This window comes from Cyclobacterium xiamenense, from assembly GCF_900109255.1.
GTDB lineage: Bacteria > Bacteroidota > Bacteroidia > Cytophagales > Cyclobacteriaceae > Cyclobacterium > Cyclobacterium xiamenense.
In genome coordinates this window covers 79279-101109 of record NZ_FNZH01000001.1, presented here as the reverse complement: position 1 = coordinate 101109, position 21831 = coordinate 79279, and the positions used below count along the sequence as shown (strand labels likewise).

The following is a 21831-nucleotide window of genomic DNA, read 5'->3' as shown; positions in this document are numbered from 1 at the left end:
AATTTTCAAACCAAGATAGAGAATTTTTGTCAATTCCCTCCGGAAGGCTCCGCTGATTTTCCAGCCAGAGCTATCGATTGCCCCAGGGTAATAAAAAAAAGGGCACCCGGTGGATGCCCTTTTCTAACAGATATTGCCTGCGATAATCCGCAATTAATTATCCCAGAAAAGTGGGGTGGTCAGGTTATCGTTGGCCTGTACGCGCTGGTAATTCTCCAGGTTATACGTGGCTTCCGATCCTGGATAAATCCATCGGTTGGGAGGAAGACGCTGCTGGTTGGAGCCATCTTCCCAGAATTCAAGCTCAAATTCGTCTACGCGTCGCATTTCGGCCCAGTTTTCATTGGGTTGTACCACGTTGAAATGTAGCCATCGCTGCTGCGCAATCCGCTTCATCTTTTCGGTCATGTCCGCAGCCCCATCCCAGCTAATATCCGCATCGGCAAGGTAGGCATCAATGGCCGCATCCGTGGGGGGGGTGGCCTCAGGAGAAATATTATTGTTACTCATGCCGCGAAGCATGTCGTAATAATGCACGGACTCGCGTACGCCTGTCTCGTAATGGGCCTTGGCCTGTGCGTCCTGGCCTGCCTTGAGGTAATGCTCTGCCGCCATAAAATGTACCTGGCTGGAGTTGATCAGCATTCCGGGAAAGTACTGGTTTCGGCTTAGCGTGGAGCGGTTGTAAATGGCCACCGTGTTGGAACCGATCAATTCGGTCTGCACGGAGGCACTCAAAAACGGATCCAGTCCGATGTATTCCCCTTCGGCTGCTTCACCTGGCTCAAATACATAAGTCAGTCGGGGATCGTCGTTGGTGAGCATGTGCTCCAAAATTACCTTTCCCGCTACGTTGCCATCCCAGTCCTCCAGGCCACTTTGAAAATCATTGGCTCCGATAAGGGTTCCCAATTCGTGCTTTCGGAAGGTGATGTTATCCGCATTGGAAGCCACGATGGGATAGTTGGTAGGATTCGACAGAATCGCATTGATCTCGGCGGTCGCACGGGAGGAAAATTCCGATGTTCCACTTACCCGGGTCAGCATGCGCAGGCGTAGCGAGTTGATGTATTTCAACCACATGTCGATATCTCCCCGGTTAATCAAGTCCTGGGTACGAAAACCGGTCAAAATCCCCGGGTTAATGTTCATGGTGCGTAGCTCATCGGCAAATCCCGCCAAATCATCCAGCATCTTGGTGTAGATGGCCTGGGGTTCGTCGTAACCTGGATAGGATTTACCAAAGTCACCACCGTTGGTGCTCAACATCCCCGCTTCGGAGAAGGGAATGGCGCCGTGCAAGTCCACGATTTTCTGGGTGTGGTCGTACAGATAGGTTGCCGCTGCAATCATGTACACCCGGTTATTCTGCTTTTGAACATCGGTCAGTTCGGCATATACCTTTTCCAACTCCCGGTACTGGGCCAGAAACTGGTAATAGTTGTTCCATCGGTCGTTGATGGCGGCCGATCCGGGTACGTATTGATTCTCCTCGTTTGCCCATCCGACGGCCTGCGTATACCGGTTAAGTGTGATACGCAAAACCACGAAATAATTCCAGTAACTGGGAAGTACGTACGTCCGGTTTGCAATCATAAAACCGGTAAATTGCTTCTCTACAGAGGTCTCCGAAACCTTGGAAGGATCGGTGTAGTTTTCCTCAAATTCGGAATACTGACAGCTCGCGAGGCTGGTAAGCAGTGCCAGGGTCAGTATGACTAGTTTATTTTTCATATTGCGCTTATTTTTTATTCGTGTTCGCTTAGAACCTGGCCCTAAGCATTAAACCTACGGTACGTGTGGCCGGATTCGTTCCCGCGCTGGTCAGCGTCTGTGCCCAACGAGAACCTCCCGTCAACACTTCCGGATCCAGATCCTTGATGTTTCGGTAGAAGAAAAACAAGTTTCGTCCAAAGGCAGAAACGTTGATGCTGGTAGCTCCCAATTTCTGAGCAAAAGCAGCAGGAACCTGATAGCCCAGGGAGAGTTCCCGCAATTTCATGTAAGTATTTTCCTTGATATACAGTTCGTATCTGGCCTGGCTGTATTGTGGACCACCCCAGTTGTACGTTCGCTGGTAATACATGGCTTGAGAAATCACGTTGGTATTGGGGTTTCCATCTGCGGTCACACCTTCCATAAGCATACCATCGTTGTATACGGTCTCTCCGTTGGGTCCCTGAGGGCTGGAAGTTTGTACACCCTGACCCTCTGCATTGAGGTAATAGGCCAGTCCTCCGCTTTCGGCATCCATGTACTTCAAACTTTCTTCGGTCAATCCCCTACTGATCATCCAGTTGATACCGGTAGGCATCACGTGTCCACCGATCTGGAAATCCGCCATGATATCCAGGGAGAAGTTTTTATAAGCCAAATTATTGAAGACACCACCCACCGCTTTTGGCATGGCATTGCCCGCAAGAATCCAGTTGTTGGCGTCGATTTTATACATTCCGTTTGGCTGTACGATCTTTTCTCCATTCGCATTGGTCTCTACGGGACGGGCAAAGAAATCACCCATGGGGCGCCCGACTACGGAACGTAGCTGTGCTGCATTGCCATCGTAATCGGCGTGTAGCAATTCGGTCGCATTGTTGGCGAGTTTTTCTACCACGTTCATGTTGCGGGCAAAATTAACGCCTGCCATCCATGTCAATCCACGTGCCTGGTACAGGGTACCGTTCAAGGCAATTTCGATTCCTTTGTTCCGCAGTGTACCGATGTTCGCTAAAACGGAATTGGCTCCGGACGTAGCCGGCAGGGTAAGAGGCAGAATTTGGTCCCGAATCTGTGCATTGTAATAGGAGAACTCCAGGTTTAACCGACCGGCGAAGAACCTACTATCCAATCCAAATTCAAATTCGTGTTTTTGCTCTGGACGAATGCCGTCGTTTCCAAAACTGCTGGGAATGTTGGTATATAAAACAGGGGCACCGCCCGGCTGTTGTACGCCCAGCGTATTTTGGTTGTAAGCGATATTGGCACGGTATACGTCCGGATAGTTACCCACGATACCCCAGGATCCACGCAGTTTGGCAAAACTTACGAAACTTGGCAAGTCCACGGCATCCGACAGGATAAAGCTGGTGTTGGCAGAAGGATACACAAAGGAGTTATTGTCCGGGTTCATGGTAGAGGTACGGTCCCGACGAACGGTACCTTCGACAAACCAGATGCCTTTGTAGTCCAGGTTTACGGTACCCAGTGCGGCATCGATTACCCGTGAGGTTCTTCTGGAACCGTTGTTGGGAATGTTTACCGAAGCAACAATATCAAAGAGGTTTTCCGAACTCAAGCCACCATTGGTACCTCGGGAGATCGAGGAAAAACTCTCCTTATTGGCGGTGTAGCCAGCCATGGCACTGAAGGTAAAATCATCCGTCAATTGCTTGCGGTAGGTAAGCAATAGATCCCCATACAAGATATTAAACGTCTCGTTGGACATGCTAAACCCTCCGGAAGGACCGAAAGCCAGAGGCCGGGTCGTTGATGTTTCATTCTCGCTAGACCTGTACGTAAAATCCGTAGAAATCCTGGCACGTAGTGTTAGTTCGTCTGTAAAGTCAATGAAGTTGGTGATGCTACCGATCACCCGGTTGCTCAACTCCGATGCCCTGTGCTCGTTTACCCGCCAGACATAGTCGCCGATGGCTCCCTGAAACCCGTTAAAGGTGATGTTTTCATCGGGCGTCAGGCTTTGTCCATTTCCTGTCACGAAGCGGTATCCCAGGCTGGTCTTGTATTTGTCCAGGTACCAGGCACCGTTATCGAAGCGGGTCATCATCCCACCAAAATTGTTGATCAATCGGTCTACGGAATAGGGCCGGTTGGCCGTGTATTGGTTGATGTAGTTTACCATTACGTCCGTACGCACCTTTTTAGACACGCGGAAAGTAGCGTTCAAATTGGCGATGTTTTTGCTGTTTTTGGAATTCAAACTCAGCGCCTCGTTGTCCTGACGGGTCAGTGAAACCCGGAAATCGGCTACATCTGTGGAATTGGAAATGGCCACGTTTACCTGCGAACTAACGGGGTTGTTAAACAGGGCAGCGTAGTTGTCTTCCTGCGCTACATAGGGTCTCATTTCCCCATCCCATGACCTTGCAGGCTGTCCGTCAAATCGAGGCCCGTAATTGATATTCGTGTTGGGAAGTCCCCGGGAACCGTCTTCGTAAATAAAGAAACCGTCTTCGTTTACGCCGTTGTTTGCCCAACTTAGCGCCTGTACGTGCTGGGGAGCACCCGGGCCTCGTACGTTTTGATACCGTGGTAAGTACGCGATCTCATCCTGGGTGTAATTTGCGTTGAAATCAACGGTAAACCCTTTGGAGGTACCTTTTTTGGTGGTAATCAACACCACACCGTTTACCGCTTCGGATCCGTACAATGCAGCAGCAGAGGCACCTTTCAGGATCGATATATCGGCAATGTCCTCCGGATTGATGTCCAGCAGGCCATTTCCTCGCAAACGTTGGTCGCCCCAATAGTTATTATTGGTTACCTCTTCGTTCCGGATGGGTACCCCGTCCAGAATAATTAACGGTTGGTTTCTTCCAGTGATGGAGTTGATCCCCCGAATGGTGATGTTTACCGCTGAGGTGGCACCACCAGCGCCGGCCTGAATCCGAACACCCGGAGCTTTACCATACAAGGCCGTAGCCAGGTTGGGTGTACCTACCTTTACAAGTTCGTCGGATTTAATAGTAGTGGTTGCGTAGCCCAGGGCGCGTTGTTCCCGTGGTACCCCAAGGGAAGTCACCACAAACTCGTCCAGGCTTCCCACGTCTTCTTGCATGGTGACATCAATGGTACTGCGGTTTCCTACCTGAATGGTTTGGGTTTTAAAACCGATAAAGGAAAACACCAGGGTGGCATTGTCTGGAGCATTCAGGCTGTATTTCCCTTCTATATCGGAAACCGTACCCATGGAGGCTCCCTGTACGGTAATGGTTACACCCGGCATGGGCGCATCGTTTTCATCGGTAACGGTACCCGATACCCGGATATCCAGTTCAGCGGCAGCCGCTTCAAATGCTGCAGGCGCTGCCGGATTGGTAGCAGCCAATGCCTGTGTTGCTAACACACAGGCCAGCACGATTCCCTGAAACAAAAAGAATACGTTCCTTTTTATTCCAACGGAGTTTACTAGTAGTTTTTTCTCATTTTTCATTTGTTGATGGGTAAGGTCCAGGTACGCCTCGGCAATGCCTGAACATTTGGATAAACTTTTAACTAAAATTTTGTTGATTGGACAATCGGCAACGATTGTCAAGCCATTTTTCCCATAGGCAATACCTAATTTTACGTGTAACGATGGTTTAGTAGAATCTATTAAGGTGTCAATTACACAATTTTTTTAAACAAAATCCAGTAGTTAATTAAATTTTTTATTTTGGTAACAAACTTTTTTTTAAAATTCAAATGAAAATCCGTATCTGGTCCATTTTTTACCGATTTCTATTGCGCTCGGGAAGCGCTTCGTTTCCTGAACTTGCCGTTTCGACAAGCGCATGACGATTCGATTTTCTGTAGTTAGGAATAGCAAACCATGCGGTATACCCGCCGCCAATGGCCCATTGGGTACCTGCGCGCGTAGTATAAAAAAATCGATTCGTGTGCATGCACATTTACCGTATAATTGCTTCGATTTGCCTTACCCTGGTTGGGTTGGGGATACAGGCCCAAGACCGTACTTCCCTACCTGCTGCGCCTAATATTATCGTTATTTTGGCGGATGACCTGGGATATGGCGATTTGGGTGGATTTTTTGGTGGGAAAGCCCAGACACCCCATCTCAATCGGCTGGCGGCCGAAGGGATGCTGTTTACCGACTTTCACAGCAACGGGGCCATGTGTTCGCCTACCCGGGCGGCCCTGTTGACCGGAAGGTACCAGCAACGAGCAGGCATAGAAGATCCCCTACCTGGAGATTGGCAGAAAAAAGGAGTGGGCGCGATCAAAGGGATCGCTGGAGACGGATTGTATTCCTCGCCGACCATGGCCGACTACTTGCAGCGGGTCGGTTACGCGACCGCTTTTTTTGGCAAATGGCACTTGGGAAACCACCCCAGCGCCAACCCCCTTCATTTCGGATTTGATGAGTTCAGAGGACTAACCTCTGGCGACGGCGACTACTTCACCAAAATGGACCGTCACGGGTATCCGGATTGGTGGCACAACGAAGAGCTAAGCTTTCAGAAAGGCTACACCACGGATGTGATCACCGACAACGGGATTCAATTCATCGAAAAACACAAAAACCAGCCATTTTTTCTCTACCTGGCCCATTTGGGTGTGCACTTCCCCTGGCAATCCCCGGATGACGGGCACTTGGAAACGCGAAAGGAAGGTACCGATTATACCTCCAGCCAACCCGGCCCGGCAAGCAAATTAGGGCCCCACGCGCCCGCTGAAATACCGGATGCTTTGGTGGCGATGATCGAAACACTGGACCGCAACGTTGGCAAACTCCTTGCCTACCTCAAAGCCGAGGGGCTGGACCAAAACACCTTGCTATTCTTCACCGCCGACAACGGGCAGTATCTGAGTTACCAGGGAGATACATGGCCTGCTGTGGGTTCCAACGGCGTGCTTCGCGGAGAAAAGGCCGATTTGTACGAAGGAGGACACCGGGTACCCAGCATCGCCTGGTGGCCCGGGAAGATTAGGGCCGGTAGTCGCTCTGAGGCAACGCTAGCCTCGTTCGACCTGCTGCCAACCTTTCTCGACTTGACCGATCAGCCCCTTCCTGATCCCGAGGGAGCCGACTGCTTGGATGGACAAAGCTTTCTTTCGGTTTTGCTTTCGGGAAAAGTCATCCCGGAGCGAACCCTGTTTTGGCGGACACCAGAAGCCATTGCCGTGAGAAAAGGTCCCTGGAAACTACTGGAAGACCGGGAAAACGGTTCCCTCGCACTCTACAACCTCGAGGGAGACCTGTCTGAAACAAGGGATTTAAAGCCGGACCATCCGCAGTTGGTCCGGGAACTAATCCAAGCGCGAGATGCCTGGGAGAAGGAAATGGATAAAAAACCGTAAGCGTTTTTCTTCCGGGGAGATCGGGGAATTTCTGATGTGCGGAAATGCAAAAGCTGTCAGCCCTTTCACTCTCCGGTAGTCGTTTCCCGAACGTGCCGGTATCGCAGGTCCAAGACGAACACTTTCAAGGTAGCAAAGACCTCGAAAGCTAGTGAAAAATCCTCAGCGCCTGAAGGAAAAAAGGCAGGATCTAGGATCCTTTCACCCTGGCAATCCACCGCCTAACCTCCGCTTCCAAAATCCCCAGAGGGAGGGCTCCCCCACCCAAAATCGTATCGTGGAAACCGGCAAGGTCAAATTGCTCGCCCAATTCCTGTTCAGCCAATGCACGGAGTTCCTGAATTTTTAGCATCCCAATTTTATAGCCGGTGGCCTGCCCGGGAATCACCATGTATCGGCGCACTTCGGCTCTGATCGCCCCCTCAGAAATGGCGGAATTTTCCGAAAAATAACGGATAGCCTCTTCTTCCGTCCATCCTTTGGCATGCAGCCCTTTATCTACCACCAGACGGATGGCCCGCCAGATTTGGTTGACCAGGCGGCCAAAGTCGTAATACGGATTTTCATAGCCCCCCATTTCTCTGGTAGGTACCGACCCTTGCGGTTAAACCTCATAAAATCGTTTCCCATCAGGTTTAGTAAGAGCCATTGGTAAGCGTAAGTACGGAGCGGGCAGGAACAAGCAGTTCTTCAATGGAAGAAATTTCCCCGAAGGCCAAATCATGGTCCGGGTCCGTCAGGTAAGCCGTCCATTTTTCACCCGATTCTCCACCAAGTACCCGTACGGCTATTTTTGCTGCTACAGAAGTAGCGTTTACCAACACCATGACCAGATTACCCGACTTGGGATCCCGATACGCCGAAGCCAACAAATCCCCATCCCCAGATTGATCCCCATGCAGCTTGGCGGAAACCCGCTGGTACCCGGGTCGGATAAAACGGCTGTAGTTTCCGAGGGTCCAGAGCATCTTACTGTCTTCCAATTCCCCGTCGGCTTCTTTCTTGGAAATATATACCAATCCGTCTTTGTAATCGTACGGAGAAATGGCCAGCCACCAGTGCCAGGCAGAGGCGTTTGCCACGACCAGATCGTTGTGAATCACCTGGGCCATGTACAGGGCAGGGGCCATGCCCAAATCCTTCTTATCGCCGGAGATTTCCCCGTTATTCCCTCCGAGGATGCAGTATTCCGACATCCAGTATTTCAGCCCCGGCACTTGCCGAATAGCCGCTGCCAATACTTCCCTTTGCTCGACGGCTTTTTGGAAAGGGGACGTGGTAAAATAGCTGTGACCGGAGATCGCCTGACTCACGTGGCTCAGATCTCCTAGAAAATTAGGGCTGCTGCTACCAAAGAATTCTACGATCTGATTGGACCTACCAGGACGATTATGTTCCTCATACAGGTACTCGATTTGGCCTGCTTCGGCAATATCGATCTTGGTAGGCAGGCCGCTATCCTGCAATGCTGCATTTAGGTATCGTACAATACCAGCGATTTCGTGGTTCCAATAGGGCGTACCTTCCTGCCCGCCATCGTCCCAGTCCCATTGAGGTTCGTTCACCGGGCTGATGAAACCCACGGATAGCCCTTCCTCTTGGAGGCCGGCGAGGGAAGCGACCATAAAATCGGCAAAGGCACCGTAATTTTCCGGGGCCAGGTTGGATTGGGTACCACTATCCGCAAAAGCTTTACCGTTCCGGGTCAGCCAAACAGGGGGACTGTTTAAAAACGTCAGCAGGTATTCCACATGTCGTTGCTTCGCTGCCTGGGCCAGCCACAATTGCCCTTTTTGCCCCGCTTTATCGAAATTCCCACGTTCGTCCACAAAGGAGGGTGCCCTTCTCCAGGGGTCTTTTATCCCGCTTTCCGCTCCTTGCCCGGCACTTCCTGCGCCCAGGTTCATCCGCCACATGGAAAGGCCGATACCTAGGGGATCTCCCGCGGCGTCCACCTCTTTGCTAAACAGCCAATCGGCAATGGAGTTTTTTTTGTGTTCGGGCCAGTTGCCCACAAACTGCCCGGACCAGGCATCAGAGGCGCCAAAATGATCAATGGTCTGATAGCCGATTTGCGGGTCGACCCTTAGCGTAAGCATGTCCGGATCCGGTGCCTGCCCGCACAGGCAACCCGTATTAAGCACAAACACGAAGAAAAAGATCAATTTTGACATACAGTTAGCAATTTTTAAGGTATCTCATTTTTCCACGATACCGATCAACCTACGTATTGCAATCGCTTCAGATACCGGCCCAAAACGAACCACCGCTGGTGATCCCACTGAGCCTGCCGTAGCGCCTAGGCTGAGCCTGTCGAAGCGTTTAGGCTGAGCCTGTCGAAGCCTCACCTTACCGGCACCCACAAAACGGCATCGGCTACCACATTGCCATCGGCATTTTTGTTGGAGACTTCTACAAAAGGTGAGGTATTGGGCTTAAAATCATAATCTCCCAAATGCACCCATTCGCCGGAAGTCTGCCCCTCTACCCGGATATCCTCTTCCTTGATCACCATTTCGTGTTCCTCAAATCCATCTCCCAATACGATATGGGTTTGAGAACTGGCCTCGGCTACCCGGGAAAAATACACGTATACGCCATATTTTCCTTCATCCCTGATGGTGGGGCGAAACCGGACGGAATTATTACCGGCACTACCTGCAACTAAAAAGCTGGGGCCATACCCTCCCCTACTCATCTTTTCCCAATTTCCTACCAGGCTCACCTGTGCCACATCGTCGTTGTCCACCAGAATATCCGCCGTACTACCATCCGCCAGCGGATTCGTCTTGAGTTCTTCCTGAAGGGCCGGTACATCTACTTCCTGAACCGCCTTTCCTCCGTCAATGGCCATACTGGCAGCTACGGCAGTCGACTGTCCCAACACCATAAATACCGGCTCCATGCGGATGGACCCGTAGGCAATATGACTGGCGGACAGCGCTACGGGCACCAGCAGGTTTTTTGCATCTTCCGATTTGGGAATAAGGGAACGGTAGGCAATGGGATACGGACCAAATCCGCCTATTTCCACGTTTCCTTCGTTTTTGACCATCTTTTTGCCTTCTTTTTCGATCACAATCCGCTGAATATTGTGGGAGTCCATGGTGTAGGCCGCCATGCCAACGCCATCGTCCACTACCGCTTCTCCCACGCAATTGGCCTGGGTCATAACGTATTCTCCGACCATGCGCCTGACTTCTCGCACATAGAGTTGGGGAGTCCAGTGTCCATTGTCCACGTACTCGTCTTTGGGGTAGCCCCATTCCTGTATCTGCTCCTGTAGCTCCGTTGGTACGCGGGGATCTGTTTTGTAAAAATAGAGCAGGGATTTGGTGTAGTGGGTGTGCGCATCGATGATTTCCTGACGGGTTGCATAATCTGCCTCCGGGTAATCGTGGTTCATGCCAATCATATCGGTGGAAAAGCCGCCCCGGTTGTTGATGTCCGTTTTGCTATTTGGCATACGGCTCCAGATAAAGTAATTGCCAAGGCTGCGCCGATCGGGTTGTGCCTCAAAGAGCCGCACCAATAAATCGAACATGGAAGGGTCGTAGCCTTCGGGTTCAGTAATTTCTATGCGATTTGCCGGATCATTGGTCAGGCAAATGCGGTAGTTATAGGCCTGGATTTTATCGTCGCCGGTACCATCTGGTTCCAACGCATCCTCACTGATCCCCCAAAGCAGGCCACTCGAAGGATCACCGGGAGTTTGGTAGGGGTCTACGCCGTCGGGAAACTGATGACCGGTCATCAATTGTACGCCGTTATACGTTTCGCCGTACTGATCGTTGGGTTCCCTACCGATGGTGTAGGAAACACCAGCCCGAGCCATCAGGTCTCCCTCGTAGGTAGCATCGATAAACATCTTTCCGGAAACGGACCGTTTTGCCCCGGAGGGATCCGCCGTATTTTCCAAACGAATTTCGGTAATCCAACCCTCCTCTTTCGTTGCAGCGTCTATTCTCCATCCGTACTGCACCTCAATTCCCACCTCATCCAGGTAGTCCTGAAAGGTCTTTTTGGCCACGCTGGGTTCAAATATCCACTGTTCGAATTTCCCATAATGATCGCCCAATCTTCGGTAAAAATCCCGGGAAAGTCCCGTGACGGCATATTTATTGCCGATATCCGTATACCCGAGGCCCCCGGTGGTTAGGCCGCCCAAGTGTTGGCTCGGCTCTACCAGCAACACGGATTTTCCCATGGTTTTGGCAGTATAGGCCGCAATCACACCGGAGGACGTAGCCCCGTACACGACCAAATCGTAGGTTTCATTGGATTCATTTGCTTCCTTGCAGGAAGACAGGAGCATCCCAACCAGGCAAGCCCAAAGGAGCATGTTTCGTTTCATATTCGTTTACGTTTATTGGGTTATTTCAACAGGTTTGACTAGCAATTTTTGTACGTCCATCACCTGATTTCCTGGAATTCGCAGGGCTTTCAGGCTAATCGTTTGTATACCTTTCTTCAATGAAATGCTGCCCAAGTGCATGGGCTTGAATTCTTTCACATAGGACTCCATCCGTTCGATCCGGTCGTTTTCCATTCCCTCAAGGGGAGGATCGTGTGCTTCCTTTACCCGAGCATCCAGGTGGGTTGTCCCTGCCTGTAGGCGAATTTCGGCACCCACATCTCCCTTCGGGCAGGTGTAGTACGCCTCCACCCGGTAGTCGCCTGCTTCCAGGACCTCGACCTCCCAGGTAATGCTGTCTTCCAGACTGACCCAATGGGTGAAAAAGGAATCGTTGGGAAAACGGTTGGATCGTTGGATCGACCCGTGGGCCATGCCATCTCGTGCGGGCAACTGTGTCAGTGGCGCCTGCGGTGCGCCCAGGGTAAAGGGGCGGTTTTCCGGATCTTTCGTCTGTTCTTCCACCATCGCCATTTCCCATTCAACCAGTGCTTCCCGGAGATTTTCGGCAACTTCGGGGTACTGATCCTGAACCGGTTGCTGCTGACCAGGATCGGATTCCATGTCGAACAGGTTCCCGTCCTTATCCAACCGGTACTTTTGCGTGCGCAAGCTGCTGTTTCCATTCCAGTGGCTGAAAATCATCCGGTCAGTCCAGGAGGGGTCTTCCTTCATAATCAGCGGCTTCAGGCTTTTGCCGTCCAGCGGCTTTTCGCCGGAATGGGTCAGGCCCGCCATATCCAGAAAAGTGGGAAACAAATCGATGGCTCCGGCAATTTGGGGGATCACTTTCCCTTCCGGAATGTGGCCTTTCCATTGCATAAAGAAGGGGCTCCGCACGCCTCCCTCGTCTGTGGAGCCTTTTCTACCCTTCATGCCTCCGTTCCAGCGAAAGCTATTGGGTCCGTTATCGGTAAAATAAACCACCAGCGTATTTTCGGTAAGTCCCAGGTTTTCCAGCTTTTCCAGCAGACGGCCGACATTCCAATCGATGTTTTCACACATGGCCAGTGCAGCCCGGGTAAAATCCGGATCTTCTCCGGCTACCAGACTATCCAGCGGCTTGTTTTCGAAACGTTCCCACCAGGAATCCGGAACCTGCATGGGAGAATGGGGCGTATTCAGCGGTAAATAAACCAAGAAGGGTTCGTCCCGATGCGCATGCATAAAGTCCATGGCCTTATCGGTCAAATCATCCGGCAGGTAGCCCTCTCCTTGAACGGGGATGCCGTTTTCTTCCAATGGGGGGCTGAAGTAATCCCCCCAATGTCCCGAACAGAAACCATAAAAGGTGTCAAATCCTCTGGAATTGGGATGGTAGGGATGCTGCATGCCGTTATGCCATTTGCCAAAGGCAGCCGTGGCGTATCCCGCCTGCTGAAACAGTTCCACAAAAGTGGTTTCGTCCAGGTCCAGTCGCTCCTCTCCGGCGGAGGTTCCCCTTACCCCTCCTCTCAGGTGGTACCGCCCCGTCAGCATTTCCGCCCGGGTAGGCGAACACACCGGCGACACGTAAAACCGATCGAAACTTACGCCCTGCCGGGCAAGCGCATCGATAGCTGGTGTAGAAAGATGGGGATTACCGGAGTAACTCAAGTCTCCCCATCCCTGATCGTCGGTCAGGATTACCAGCAGGTTTGGTGGGCGCTCCGGGGCTGCCTGCTGACAAGCGGGCAGCAGCGCTCCACCAAAAACCAGCAAAAAAAGATACGCTATCAATCGATGCATTCGCAAGCTGGTTTATTGTATACGGTCTTCCAGGGTCAGTACCTGCCCGTCGGCAAGCAGGCGCGTTCGCAGCTCGGCATAGGGCAGGTCCTGCACGGGAATTCCCTGCTCCATGGCCATGACCGCGGCGGTGGCTGCTGACTGACCCAATATCATAAATACGGGCTCCATGCGAATAGAGCCAAATGCAATGTGGCTGGCGGAAACCGCTACGGGAACCACCAAATTCTGAATTTCTTCTTTCTTGGGAACGAGCGATCCGTATGCGATCTCGTACGGTTGTGGCAAGGGTACGCCGATATCCCCTTCGTTGTGCACGTGGCCGTTTTCATCCACATAGCGCTGTATGTTATGGGAATCGATGGTATACGAACCCATGCCCACGGATTCGGGGGTTGGCTTTTTCTGCAGCAATTCGTTTTCGGTCATGACGTAGGATCCGATCATGCGCCGTGCTTCGCGAACATAAATCTGATGCGGCCAGTTTCCGTTATCGGTAAACTCATCTTTGGCCAATCCCCATTTCTGAAATTCCTCCTGCGTTTCTTTTGGCACCCGAGGATCGTTTGCTACAAAATACAGCAGTCCTTTTTGGTAGTCCTCGTGTTCCTTGATGATCTCCTTTCTGCGTTCGTAACTTGCCTCGGGATAGTCGTAGTTCATGCCGATGTTGTCCGAACTAAATGGTCCGTGATTATTGGTATCGGTTTTCCGGTTGGGAATCATATCAAATTTCCCAAACCACTCCCTCCAGCCGGCATCAAAAATCCGAACCAGTAATTCGTACTGGGTGGAATCGTAATTCGCTGGTCGGGGGAAGGGTACCCGGTTATCCGGATGGTTGGACATGCAGGTACGGAAGCAATAGGCTTGCACTTTGTTATCGCCTTCGCCCTTTACGCCCGGGTCCTCGGCACTTATCCTCGGCAAGAGTCCGGAGGAAGGATCTCCGGGAATCCAATACGGATCGATGGGCTGGTCCAATACCTTAAAATGGTGTTTGTGGTGGTAGACGCCTGTTTGCACGCCGTTCCACGCTTCACCGTATACGCTATTGGCCTCTCGTCCGACATGGTAACTCACCCCAGCGGCGGCCATCAGATCCCCTTCGTAGGTTGCATCGATAAACATTTTCCCGGTAAATTCCTTTCCACTCAGGGTGCGGATCGCGGTGATTTTACCTTCTTCAACGGTGACGCCGTTTTCGCGGTCCAACCATTCGTCTCTGAGTACCTCAATTCCCAATTCCTCCACCCATTCGTCGTAGACTTCTTCGGCCACATGGGGTTCAAATATCCACATCGTGCGAAACGCACCGTCTATGGCCGGCGTACCCTGGCCTTTGTTTCCAAAATCCTCCCGGTCCTCCCATTTCCAGGCACCTTCTTCCTGGTACTTGTCGTAGACGCGCTGGTAAAACTCTCGGGACAGGCCGCCGATGACTTCCTTTTTACCGGTATCCGTCCATCCCAGTCCCCCTGCGGTCAGCCCGCCCAGGTGTGTATCGGGGGAAACGACGATCACGGATTTCCCCATTTTTTTTGCTTGAATGGCCGCTGTAATGGCACCAGAAGTACCGCCATAGACGATTACATCGGTGATTTCTTCCTGCTCCTGGCCGGGGCCACAAGCTACCAAAACGGGCAGCAGGATGAGGGCCAGCAGGGCATGTTTAATTCGGTTTAACTGGATCATACGAAATAAGATTTAACGTGCGTGTTGATTATGTTATGATGGTATGTTGCTTGCTCTGTTTTTTTTGCTCAGGACGCATTTGGCCGTATTTCCATTTTTTCCGGATCCCAGCCAACGATTTTCTTTTCGAAATAACTGATATTTCCAGCTTCGGTAGGCCCGGAAGCCCGCAACCCAAACACCGCATCTTCCACGACCGGTTTGCCGGTTCGGATGGAGTCAAAGAAGTTGACAAAGTGTTCGTACCGGTCCCCTTTGTAATCAGCAGGTACCTTAAATTCAAAGACCGAAGGCCCAACCAGGGAAGCTTTTTGGGGATATTTTCTGTAATGATCGGCCTTAATGGCTTCCTGCATGGCCTCCGGAAAACTGTTGAGGGACATGCCGGGGTCGGCAGGAAAGGGGGTTTTTCGTAGCACGAGCCCGGAAAATCCAATGGAGATGTCTCCTTCCGATCCCACGATTCGAAACAGAAAATTATCTCCTCCCCCACTGACCAAATTGGTTCGCAATGCCAGGTTAAAGGCCGGATGTTCCGGGGTTTCGGGGTAATCGAATAAGCCCACATGCAGGTCCGGAACATCCCTGCCGTCTTTCCAGTACCGAAGTCCTCCGGTGGCCAATATCCGGTTGGGGCCCTTGGAGCCGGTGACAAAATGGAGCATGGATAGCATGTGTACGTACAGGTCTCCGGCCACTCCGGTCCCGTAGTCCCGGTAGTTTCGCCAGCGGAAAAAACGGAGCGGATCCCAGGGCCTTTTGGGAGCCGAACCCAGGTACGTGTCCCAGTCCACAGTCTCCGGTGAAGCATCCAGGGGAAGGGTGTATTGCCAGGCTCCCCGGGCGCTATGCCGGTCTATTTGGGCTTCAGCAAAATTAATCGCTCCGATTTCCCCCGCCTCAATCAATTCCTTTGCCTTGGCATGAATGATGGAACTCACGTATTGACTACCTACCTGAAAAACCTTACCGGTCTTTTTTTGCATGGCAATGATCGCATGACCGTCTTCGGATTTTTGAACCATGGGTTTCTCACAATAGACGTGTTTGCCACTTTCCATGGCATCCAGGCAAATTTTCTGGTGCCAATGATCGGTCGTGGCATTGATCACGGCATCGATATCCGAACGCTGCAGAATTTCCCGGTAATCTTTGGTAGTATACAAATCCTTGCCCCATAGTTCCTTTGCGCGAAGCAGGCGGCCGTCGTACAAATCGCAGGCAGCCACCACTTCTACCCCGTCCACGAGTAGCGCGGTATTGACATCGCCGATTCCCATGCCACCGCTGCCAATGACCGCGATCCGAATGATGTCATTGGGGGCGAATGATTTGTTTTTTGCGGGAATACTCAGGTATTGCGGGCTACCGGGTCGGTTCCGGCCGGCAGACATTGCCGGTGGAACTCCGGCGGCAAGCGCCGCAGACGTACCGATTTTTTTAAGAAATGACCTGCGGTTTTTGTTGGGTTTCATGCGTTCAGCGATTATTTTTTTCGACTTTTTATAGGTACGGGAGCATGCGCCGATAGGGGATCATTCTTTAGTAGATCAAAGCCATCGTCCGCTCGGCCTCAGGCGGGCTCGATTTTATTGATTTTTAGTAAACAAGATTCTCCGGTGCATGCGAATGTATTTCTTGCTAAAGGGAAGAAGCAATGCGACGATTCGATCCGGTTCAACACACCGGCCAGGATGCGATTCCAACTCTATTACCGGTGTTCCAGAATTTGTCCATCGGCTTTCAGTTTGGCGCCCAATACCTGATAATCCAGCTCCTGAACGGATACGTTCCTATCGATGGCCAGTGAGGCGGCGGTGGCGGCGGATTGCCCCAGCACCATGAATACCGGCTCCATACGGATGGACCCGAAGGCCACATGGGTGGAACTCACGCATACGGGTACCAGTAAATTTTCTGTCTCCCCTTTTTTGGGTACAATGGCGCGGTAAGGAATGGGGTAGGGTTCTGGCACATGGGCCTCAAAGTTGCCTTCATTCTGCACGTACCCATTGTGGTCCACGTACCGCTGCACCATATGGGAGTCCATGCCGTAGGCTGCCAACCCTACCACGTCGCTTACCGGAGGCTCCAGGCCTTCACAATCCCGCTGGGTAACCACGTAATCGCTGCGCATCCTTCGCGCCTCGCGGATGTACAGTTGGGGTGTCCAGCCCTCACGTTGTTCAAATTCGTCTTTGGCCATCCCCCATTTGGAAACCACATCTCGTACTTTTTGGGGAATGCGGGGATGGTAGGCCAGTGTCCACATCAACCCTTGCTGGTATTCCAGGTGGCGCTTAGCGATGGCCTCCCGCTCTTCGTAACTCGCATCGGCAAAACCGTGATTTTGACCGACAAAATCGGTAGAAAATCCTTTTTGGTTATTGGTATCCGTTTTTCTATTGGGCATGGGGGTATTGATCCAGGGCACGAGGGGGTCTCCGTAGTGATACATTTCCTCCAGCGGGCCAGTGGCTGCCTCGTAATTTCTGAACAGCAACTCGTATTCCAGTTCCTTGTAGTTGGCGGGCTTCTCAAAGGGAATCCGGTTATCCGGATGATCGGTAAGGGTCATGCGGTAGCAATAGGCCTGTAGCTTATTGTCTGCTGTTCCGTCGATACCCGGACCGCCTTTAATGACGAAGGGAAGCAAGCCGCTGGAGGGATTACCTTTTTCTACATAGGGATCCACACCGGGGATAAAATTGTGGTGAATGGCGTTGCGGGAGACCGCATTTTTCAGGGTCCGGTTGTAGTAATTGGCTTGAACGCCATTGAGTGTTTCACCAAATTCGCTATTGGCTTCCCTTCCAACCATGTAACTCACCCCTGACGCTGCCAGCAAGTCGCCTTCGTAGGTAGCATCGAGAAAAACCTTTCCCCGATAGGTTTCCCCACTTTCCATGGTGATCGCTACGATGCGGTTGTTTTGTAGGGCCACTCCGGTAGCACGATTAAGCCGCTTTTCGGTAACCAGGGTAATGGTTTCAGCGGCCATCATCTCTTCGTACACGGCTTTGGCTGCGGAGGGTTCGAAGGTCCACATGGCATCTTCTCCCTCTTTGGACCTGCCCTGGTCCGGACGGGTAAAGTAGTCGGACCGTTCCTGCCAGGTCCAGTTGTCCGGGTTGTCGTAGTACCGTTTGATCCCCTGATAAAACTCCCTGGAAATGCCGCCGATGGCCTGTTTGTTTCCAATATCGGTAGCCCCAAGGCCGCCTGTGGTGAGTCCACCGACGTGGGCAGAGGGCTCAATCAGAATCACTGATTTGCCCATGCGGGAACTTTGGATGGCGGCGGCTACACCTGCGGAGGTCCCTCCATAGATGACAATGTCAAACGATTGGCCTTGTGCCTGAGCCGGTTGCAGGGTCAGGACTGAAAAAACGAAGTATATCGTTAATAAATAGTTTTTCATGCTTCTTTAATTTATGTGATTGAATTTAGGGATTTTTTCCTATTCCAACCGTTGTTTATGAGCGATTAATGCTGATTTTAATTGTGCGTAAGGCAAATTCTGAACGGCAAGGTCGCGATCGATGGCCAATGCCGCTGCCATTCCAGCAGACTGACCCAGGACCATAAATACCGGTTCCATGCGAATCGAACCAAAGGCGATGTGTGTGGCGCTTAGGCAAACAGGCACCAACAGGTTTTCCACCTCTCCTCTTTTGGGAACAATGGCCCGGTAGCTAATGGGATAGGGGCCGGGCACCCCTCCCTCCACATTCCCTTCGTTCCTGACAAAGCCATTTGCATCCACGTACCGCTGCACGTGATGGGAATCCATCCCATACGCCGCCAGCCCGATGGGATCCTCCACTACGTCAAGGCCTTCGCAATGCCGTTGGGTCATCACCACATCAGCCAACATTCGGCGGGCTTCCCGGATGTACAATTGTTCCGTCCAGCCGTCCGCCCGACTAAATTCATCTTTGCAGGTACCCCAGCGCGAGACCTCCTTGCGAACCCTTTCCGGAATTCTGGGGTGGTAGGCCAGGGTCCACATCAAGCCCTTTTGGTAGGCTCGGTGTGCTTCCTTGATCTTTTCCCGTTCATCATAGCTTCCCTCCGGGTAACCATAATTTTGGCCAATAAAATCGGTTGAAAAGCCGTGTTTGTTGTTGGTATCGGTTTTTCGATTGGGCATGGCCGAATTGGCCCAGGGAAGGTATGGTACTCCGTAATCGTACATGGTTTCCAGATCGCTCGCCGCCTCGTAATTCCGGAAAAGCAATTCGTAGTGGGACTCGTCGTAGGAAGCCGGTTTTTCAAAGGGAATGCGGTTATCCGGGTGATCGGTAAGTGTCATCCGAAAACAATAGGCCTGAATCTTCCGGTCTCCGCTCCCGTCTACTCCCGGACCATTGGAACTGATGTGGGGCAGTAAGCCCGAATCGGGATTGCCGGGTATTTGGTACGGGTCTACGCCTGCCAGCAAATTATGGTTTTGGCCATTTTTTGCCAGCCTGCCCCGCAGCGTTACACCATAGGAATTGGCCTGTACACCGTTTAGCGTTTCGCCGTATTGGTCGTTGGACTCCCTTCCCAGGGTATAACTCACCCCAGCAGCAGCCAACAAGTCTCCTTCGTAACTGGCATCGATGAATACTTTTCCATGAAATCGCCTGCCACTCTCCATTTCGATCGACCGAATCAGCCGGTTTTCCCGAATAACGCCTGTTGTGCGCTCCAACCTTTGGCCGTAAACACTAACGATTCCCGACTCCTTTTCAAGCATCTGGGTAAAAACCTGAAGGGCAGCAGAAGGCTCAAAGGTCCACATGGTTTCTTCTCCATCTTCCGTACGGGAATAAGCCACCCCTTTGTACGTTTCTTTTTTTTGCCAATCCCAATTTTCTGCCTGATTGTAATACAGGTAAATATTGCGATAAAATTCCCGGGCAATCCCTCCGATTGCCTGCTTGTTGCCGATATCGGTTTGCCCCAGGCCTCCGGTAGTCAATCCACCCAGCCGATTTCCAGGTTCGATCAAGGCTACCGTTTTTCCCATTCGCGCTGCCTGTATGGCCGCTGTGACACCCGCAGAGGTCGCGCCATACACTACCAAATCGTACGTATCCTGTGTGAAACCCGGTTTCGGATGCCAAAAGACCAGGCACAAACCTAGAAAAAACAACAGGGGAATTGCTTCCTTTTTTGTTCCGGGAATCCCGGAATTTGGCTTTTTTCTGAAAGAAATGGAATCCCACTGCTTGGATAAGCAGCAGGATTCCAGGGCAACGACTATTCCGTGCATGGGGACAGGATCAATAACCCGGATTCTGGGTCAAGGTGGTATTTGTTTCCAGTTCAATTCGCGGAATGGGCCATAGGTAATCCCGCTGAGGATTAAAATTACGGGTCTCGATCACCACCATGTCTTCTACATTGCTGATGTGGTCGTAGCTTGGCGTACCGATGGGATCGATCCTAGGTGCTTCGCTTAGCCAGCCCCCTCCGCCGTACCGATTTACCCTACCGCGGTAAGGCCCCGGGATAACCTCTTCGGCAATTCCCCAGCGACGGATATCGAAATAGCGAAAGCCTTCCATGCCCAATTCGTGCCGCCGTTCTTTTCGCACCAGGTTTCTCATTTCCTGCTGGCTCTTACCGGGATCGATGGCGGGCATTTGCACCGACTCTCGCTGCCGCAGGGCATTGATCGCGTCGTATACGCTTTCATCAATTTGATTCAATTCCACCTTCGCCTCGGCATAATTCAACAAGACCTCTCCGAACCGGAAAATGGTCAGGTTTTGGTCGGTAGATCCCACATCCGTAGGGTAGTTTGCCACATCAATGTGCTTTCGGTACAAATAACCCGTAAAGGAAGCAAAAGCATGTTGGGCTTCGATATTCGGTACGCGTACGCTATCCTCTCCGCGAAACTCCCAGGTCATGGTGCTATCCCGATGGGTTTCATAGATCCAATTAACCAATCGGGAACCGGGCACCACCAAGGTATAATGCAACCGGGGATCCCTGTTTTCAAAGGGACGTAGCGGATCGTAAAGCGGTGATTCATCGATCGGCAACCCGTCGATACAGTCGTAGGTATCCACAAAGTCCTGCGGTGGCTTTTTATTGGAGTGGCCCAGGGCCATTCGCGACCAGAAATTTCGAGGCAGGTTATGGGTCTGCACCCCGCGTAAGTATTGAATTCGGGTGATTACCTCCGGAGAATTATCCCCGGCAAACGTAAACATGCCCTCGTAATTGGGATCCACGGAGTAGGTTCCCGAATCGATCAATTCTTTTGCTGCGCTGGCAGCCACATCCCATCGCTCGTTCCACAAAGCCACTCGGGACATAAGCGCCAGTACGGTACCCCGACTGATTCGTCCCTTTTCGCTAACATCCAAGGGAAGGTGGGGTTTGATCGCATTGAGTTCTTGTAAAACAAAATCAATGACCGCTGATTTTTGGGTACGTGGCGTCTGCGACTCTTCGAGGGTAAGCGTGCTGGTTACCAACGGAACATCCCCGTACAATTCCGCCAGGTAGGCATAGAAATAGGCGCGTATGAATCGGGCTTCTCCTACCAGCCGGTCGTATTTGGCCGGATCCATTTCGTCCCGTAGGTGGTCTGCCCGCGAGGTGATAAAATTGGTGCGGTTGATTGCCCGGTAGAAGTGTGCCCAAAAACCATTGGTATAGGAATTATCGGCATTTTGTTCGCCCCTGCCCAATGCCTGCAGGGGGCTACCATTTCGATCCCACCCATCATCGGAAGCAAAATCAAAGGATAAAAACCAGGCAACGCCTGCCGGCCAGTACCAGAGGCGGTTGTATACCCCGGTCACGGCCATTTCCAGTTCCGTTTCGTTCTCAAAGAAGGTTTCACTGGATGGAGAATCCAGGGGGAGTCGCTCCAGAAATGCATCTTCACAGGAAAATGAAAGGAGCAGAATAGGTATCAATAGTAGATAGTTACGTATATTTTTCATCGG

12 protein-coding genes are annotated in these 21831 nt (G+C 51.7%); 1 reads left to right on the top strand and 11 read right to left on the bottom strand.

Annotation, left to right across the window (positions count from 1 at the left end):
* Nucleotides 1–153: 153 nt before the first annotated feature.
* Both BMW71_RS00315 and BMW71_RS00310 read right to left on the bottom strand, forming a co-directional pair.
* Nucleotides 154–1734 (bottom strand): SusD/RagB family nutrient-binding outer membrane lipoprotein, encoded by a 1581-nt coding sequence (locus BMW71_RS00315; protein ID WP_092167921.1) that lies wholly within the window; start codon nucleotides 1732–1734, stop codon nucleotides 154–156.
* Between the two features lie 28 nt (nucleotides 1735–1762).
* Nucleotides 1763–5170: a SusC/RagA family TonB-linked outer membrane protein gene (locus BMW71_RS00310; protein WP_092170066.1), complete on the bottom strand. Its 3408-nt coding sequence runs from the start codon at nucleotides 5168–5170 to the stop codon at nucleotides 1763–1765.
* A gap of 449 nt (nucleotides 5171–5619) precedes the next feature.
* Here BMW71_RS00310 and BMW71_RS00305 point away from each other — a divergent pair, with 449 nt between their 5' ends.
* A complete protein-coding gene (locus BMW71_RS00305; protein WP_092167919.1) occupies nucleotides 5620–7038 on the top strand; it encodes a sulfatase-like hydrolase/transferase in 1419 nt (472 codons plus the stop codon).
* Between the two features lie 190 nt (nucleotides 7039–7228).
* Here the strand turns inward: BMW71_RS00305 and BMW71_RS00300 are convergent, their stop codons facing one another.
* From BMW71_RS00300 to BMW71_RS00260, 9 genes are all read right to left on the bottom strand, one after another.
* Nucleotides 7229–7615 (bottom strand): DUF885 domain-containing protein, encoded by a 387-nt coding sequence (locus BMW71_RS00300; RefSeq protein ID WP_092167916.1) that lies wholly within the window; start codon nucleotides 7613–7615, stop codon nucleotides 7229–7231.
* A gap of 58 nt (nucleotides 7616–7673) precedes the next feature.
* Nucleotides 7674–9212: a glycoside hydrolase gene (locus BMW71_RS00295; RefSeq protein ID WP_092167913.1), complete on the bottom strand. Its 1539-nt coding sequence runs from the start codon at nucleotides 9210–9212 to the stop codon at nucleotides 7674–7676.
* A gap of 170 nt (nucleotides 9213–9382) precedes the next feature.
* On the bottom strand, nucleotides 9383–11392 hold the full coding sequence (locus tag BMW71_RS00290) for an FAD-dependent oxidoreductase (protein WP_092167911.1): 2010 nt from the start codon (nucleotides 11390–11392) through the stop codon (nucleotides 9383–9385).
* Between the two features lie 12 nt (nucleotides 11393–11404).
* Nucleotides 11405–13180 (bottom strand): arylsulfatase, encoded by a 1776-nt coding sequence (locus tag BMW71_RS00285; protein WP_092167909.1) that lies wholly within the window; start codon nucleotides 13178–13180, stop codon nucleotides 11405–11407.
* 12 nt (nucleotides 13181–13192) lie between these two features.
* Nucleotides 13193–14875, bottom strand: a complete 1683-nt coding sequence (locus BMW71_RS00280; RefSeq protein WP_092167906.1) for an FAD-dependent oxidoreductase — start codon at nucleotides 14873–14875, stop codon at nucleotides 13193–13195.
* Between the two features lie 68 nt (nucleotides 14876–14943).
* Nucleotides 14944–16350 carry a Gfo/Idh/MocA family protein gene (locus tag BMW71_RS00275; protein ID WP_092167904.1) on the bottom strand — a complete coding sequence of 469 codons (1407 nt, stop codon included), beginning with the start codon at nucleotides 16348–16350 and terminating at the stop codon, nucleotides 14944–14946.
* Between the two features lie 236 nt (nucleotides 16351–16586).
* Entirely contained in the window at nucleotides 16587–18296 is a 1710-nt protein-coding gene (locus BMW71_RS00270) for an FAD-dependent oxidoreductase (protein WP_092167901.1), read from the bottom strand.
* 39 nt (nucleotides 18297–18335) lie between these two features.
* Nucleotides 18336–20138, bottom strand: a complete 1803-nt coding sequence (locus BMW71_RS00265) for an FAD-dependent oxidoreductase (RefSeq protein ID WP_092167899.1) — start codon at nucleotides 20136–20138, stop codon at nucleotides 18336–18338.
* A 10-nt stretch (nucleotides 20139–20148) separates the two neighbouring features.
* Nucleotides 20149–21828, bottom strand: coding sequence for a RagB/SusD family nutrient uptake outer membrane protein (locus tag BMW71_RS00260; RefSeq protein WP_177179540.1), 1680 nt, complete (start codon nucleotides 21826–21828; stop codon nucleotides 20149–20151).
* Between the last annotated feature and the right edge of the window lie 3 nt (nucleotides 21829–21831).

Coding starts and splice junctions, on each gene's coding strand:
- BMW71_RS00285 (WP_092167909.1), bottom strand. CDS start 13,180: ATGCATCGATTGATAGCGTATCTTTTTTTGCTGGTTTTTGGTGGAGCG.
- BMW71_RS00310 (WP_092170066.1), bottom strand. CDS start 5,170: ATGAAAAATGAGAAAAAACTACTAGTAAACTCCGTTGGAATAAAAAGG.
- BMW71_RS00280 (WP_092167906.1), bottom strand. CDS start 14,875: ATGATCCAGTTAAACCGAATTAAACATGCCCTGCTGGCCCTCATCCTG.
- BMW71_RS00305 (WP_092167919.1), top strand. CDS start 5,620: ATGCACATTTACCGTATAATTGCTTCGATTTGCCTTACCCTGGTTGGG.
- BMW71_RS00300 (WP_092167916.1), bottom strand. CDS start 7,615: ATGGGGGGCTATGAAAATCCGTATTACGACTTTGGCCGCCTGGTCAAC.
- BMW71_RS00315 (WP_092167921.1), bottom strand. CDS start 1,734: ATGAAAAATAAACTAGTCATACTGACCCTGGCACTGCTTACCAGCCTC.
- BMW71_RS00290 (WP_092167911.1), bottom strand. CDS start 11,392: ATGAAACGAAACATGCTCCTTTGGGCTTGCCTGGTTGGGATGCTCCTG.
- BMW71_RS00260 (WP_177179540.1), bottom strand. CDS start 21,828: ATGAAAAATATACGTAACTATCTACTATTGATACCTATTCTGCTCCTT.
- BMW71_RS00265 (WP_092167899.1), bottom strand. CDS start 20,138: ATGCACGGAATAGTCGTTGCCCTGGAATCCTGCTGCTTATCCAAGCAG.
- BMW71_RS00295 (WP_092167913.1), bottom strand. CDS start 9,212: ATGTCAAAATTGATCTTTTTCTTCGTGTTTGTGCTTAATACGGGTTGC.
- BMW71_RS00270 (WP_092167901.1), bottom strand. CDS start 18,296: ATGAAAAACTATTTATTAACGATATACTTCGTTTTTTCAGTCCTGACC.
- BMW71_RS00275 (WP_092167904.1), bottom strand. CDS start 16,350: ATGAAACCCAACAAAAACCGCAGGTCATTTCTTAAAAAAATCGGTACG.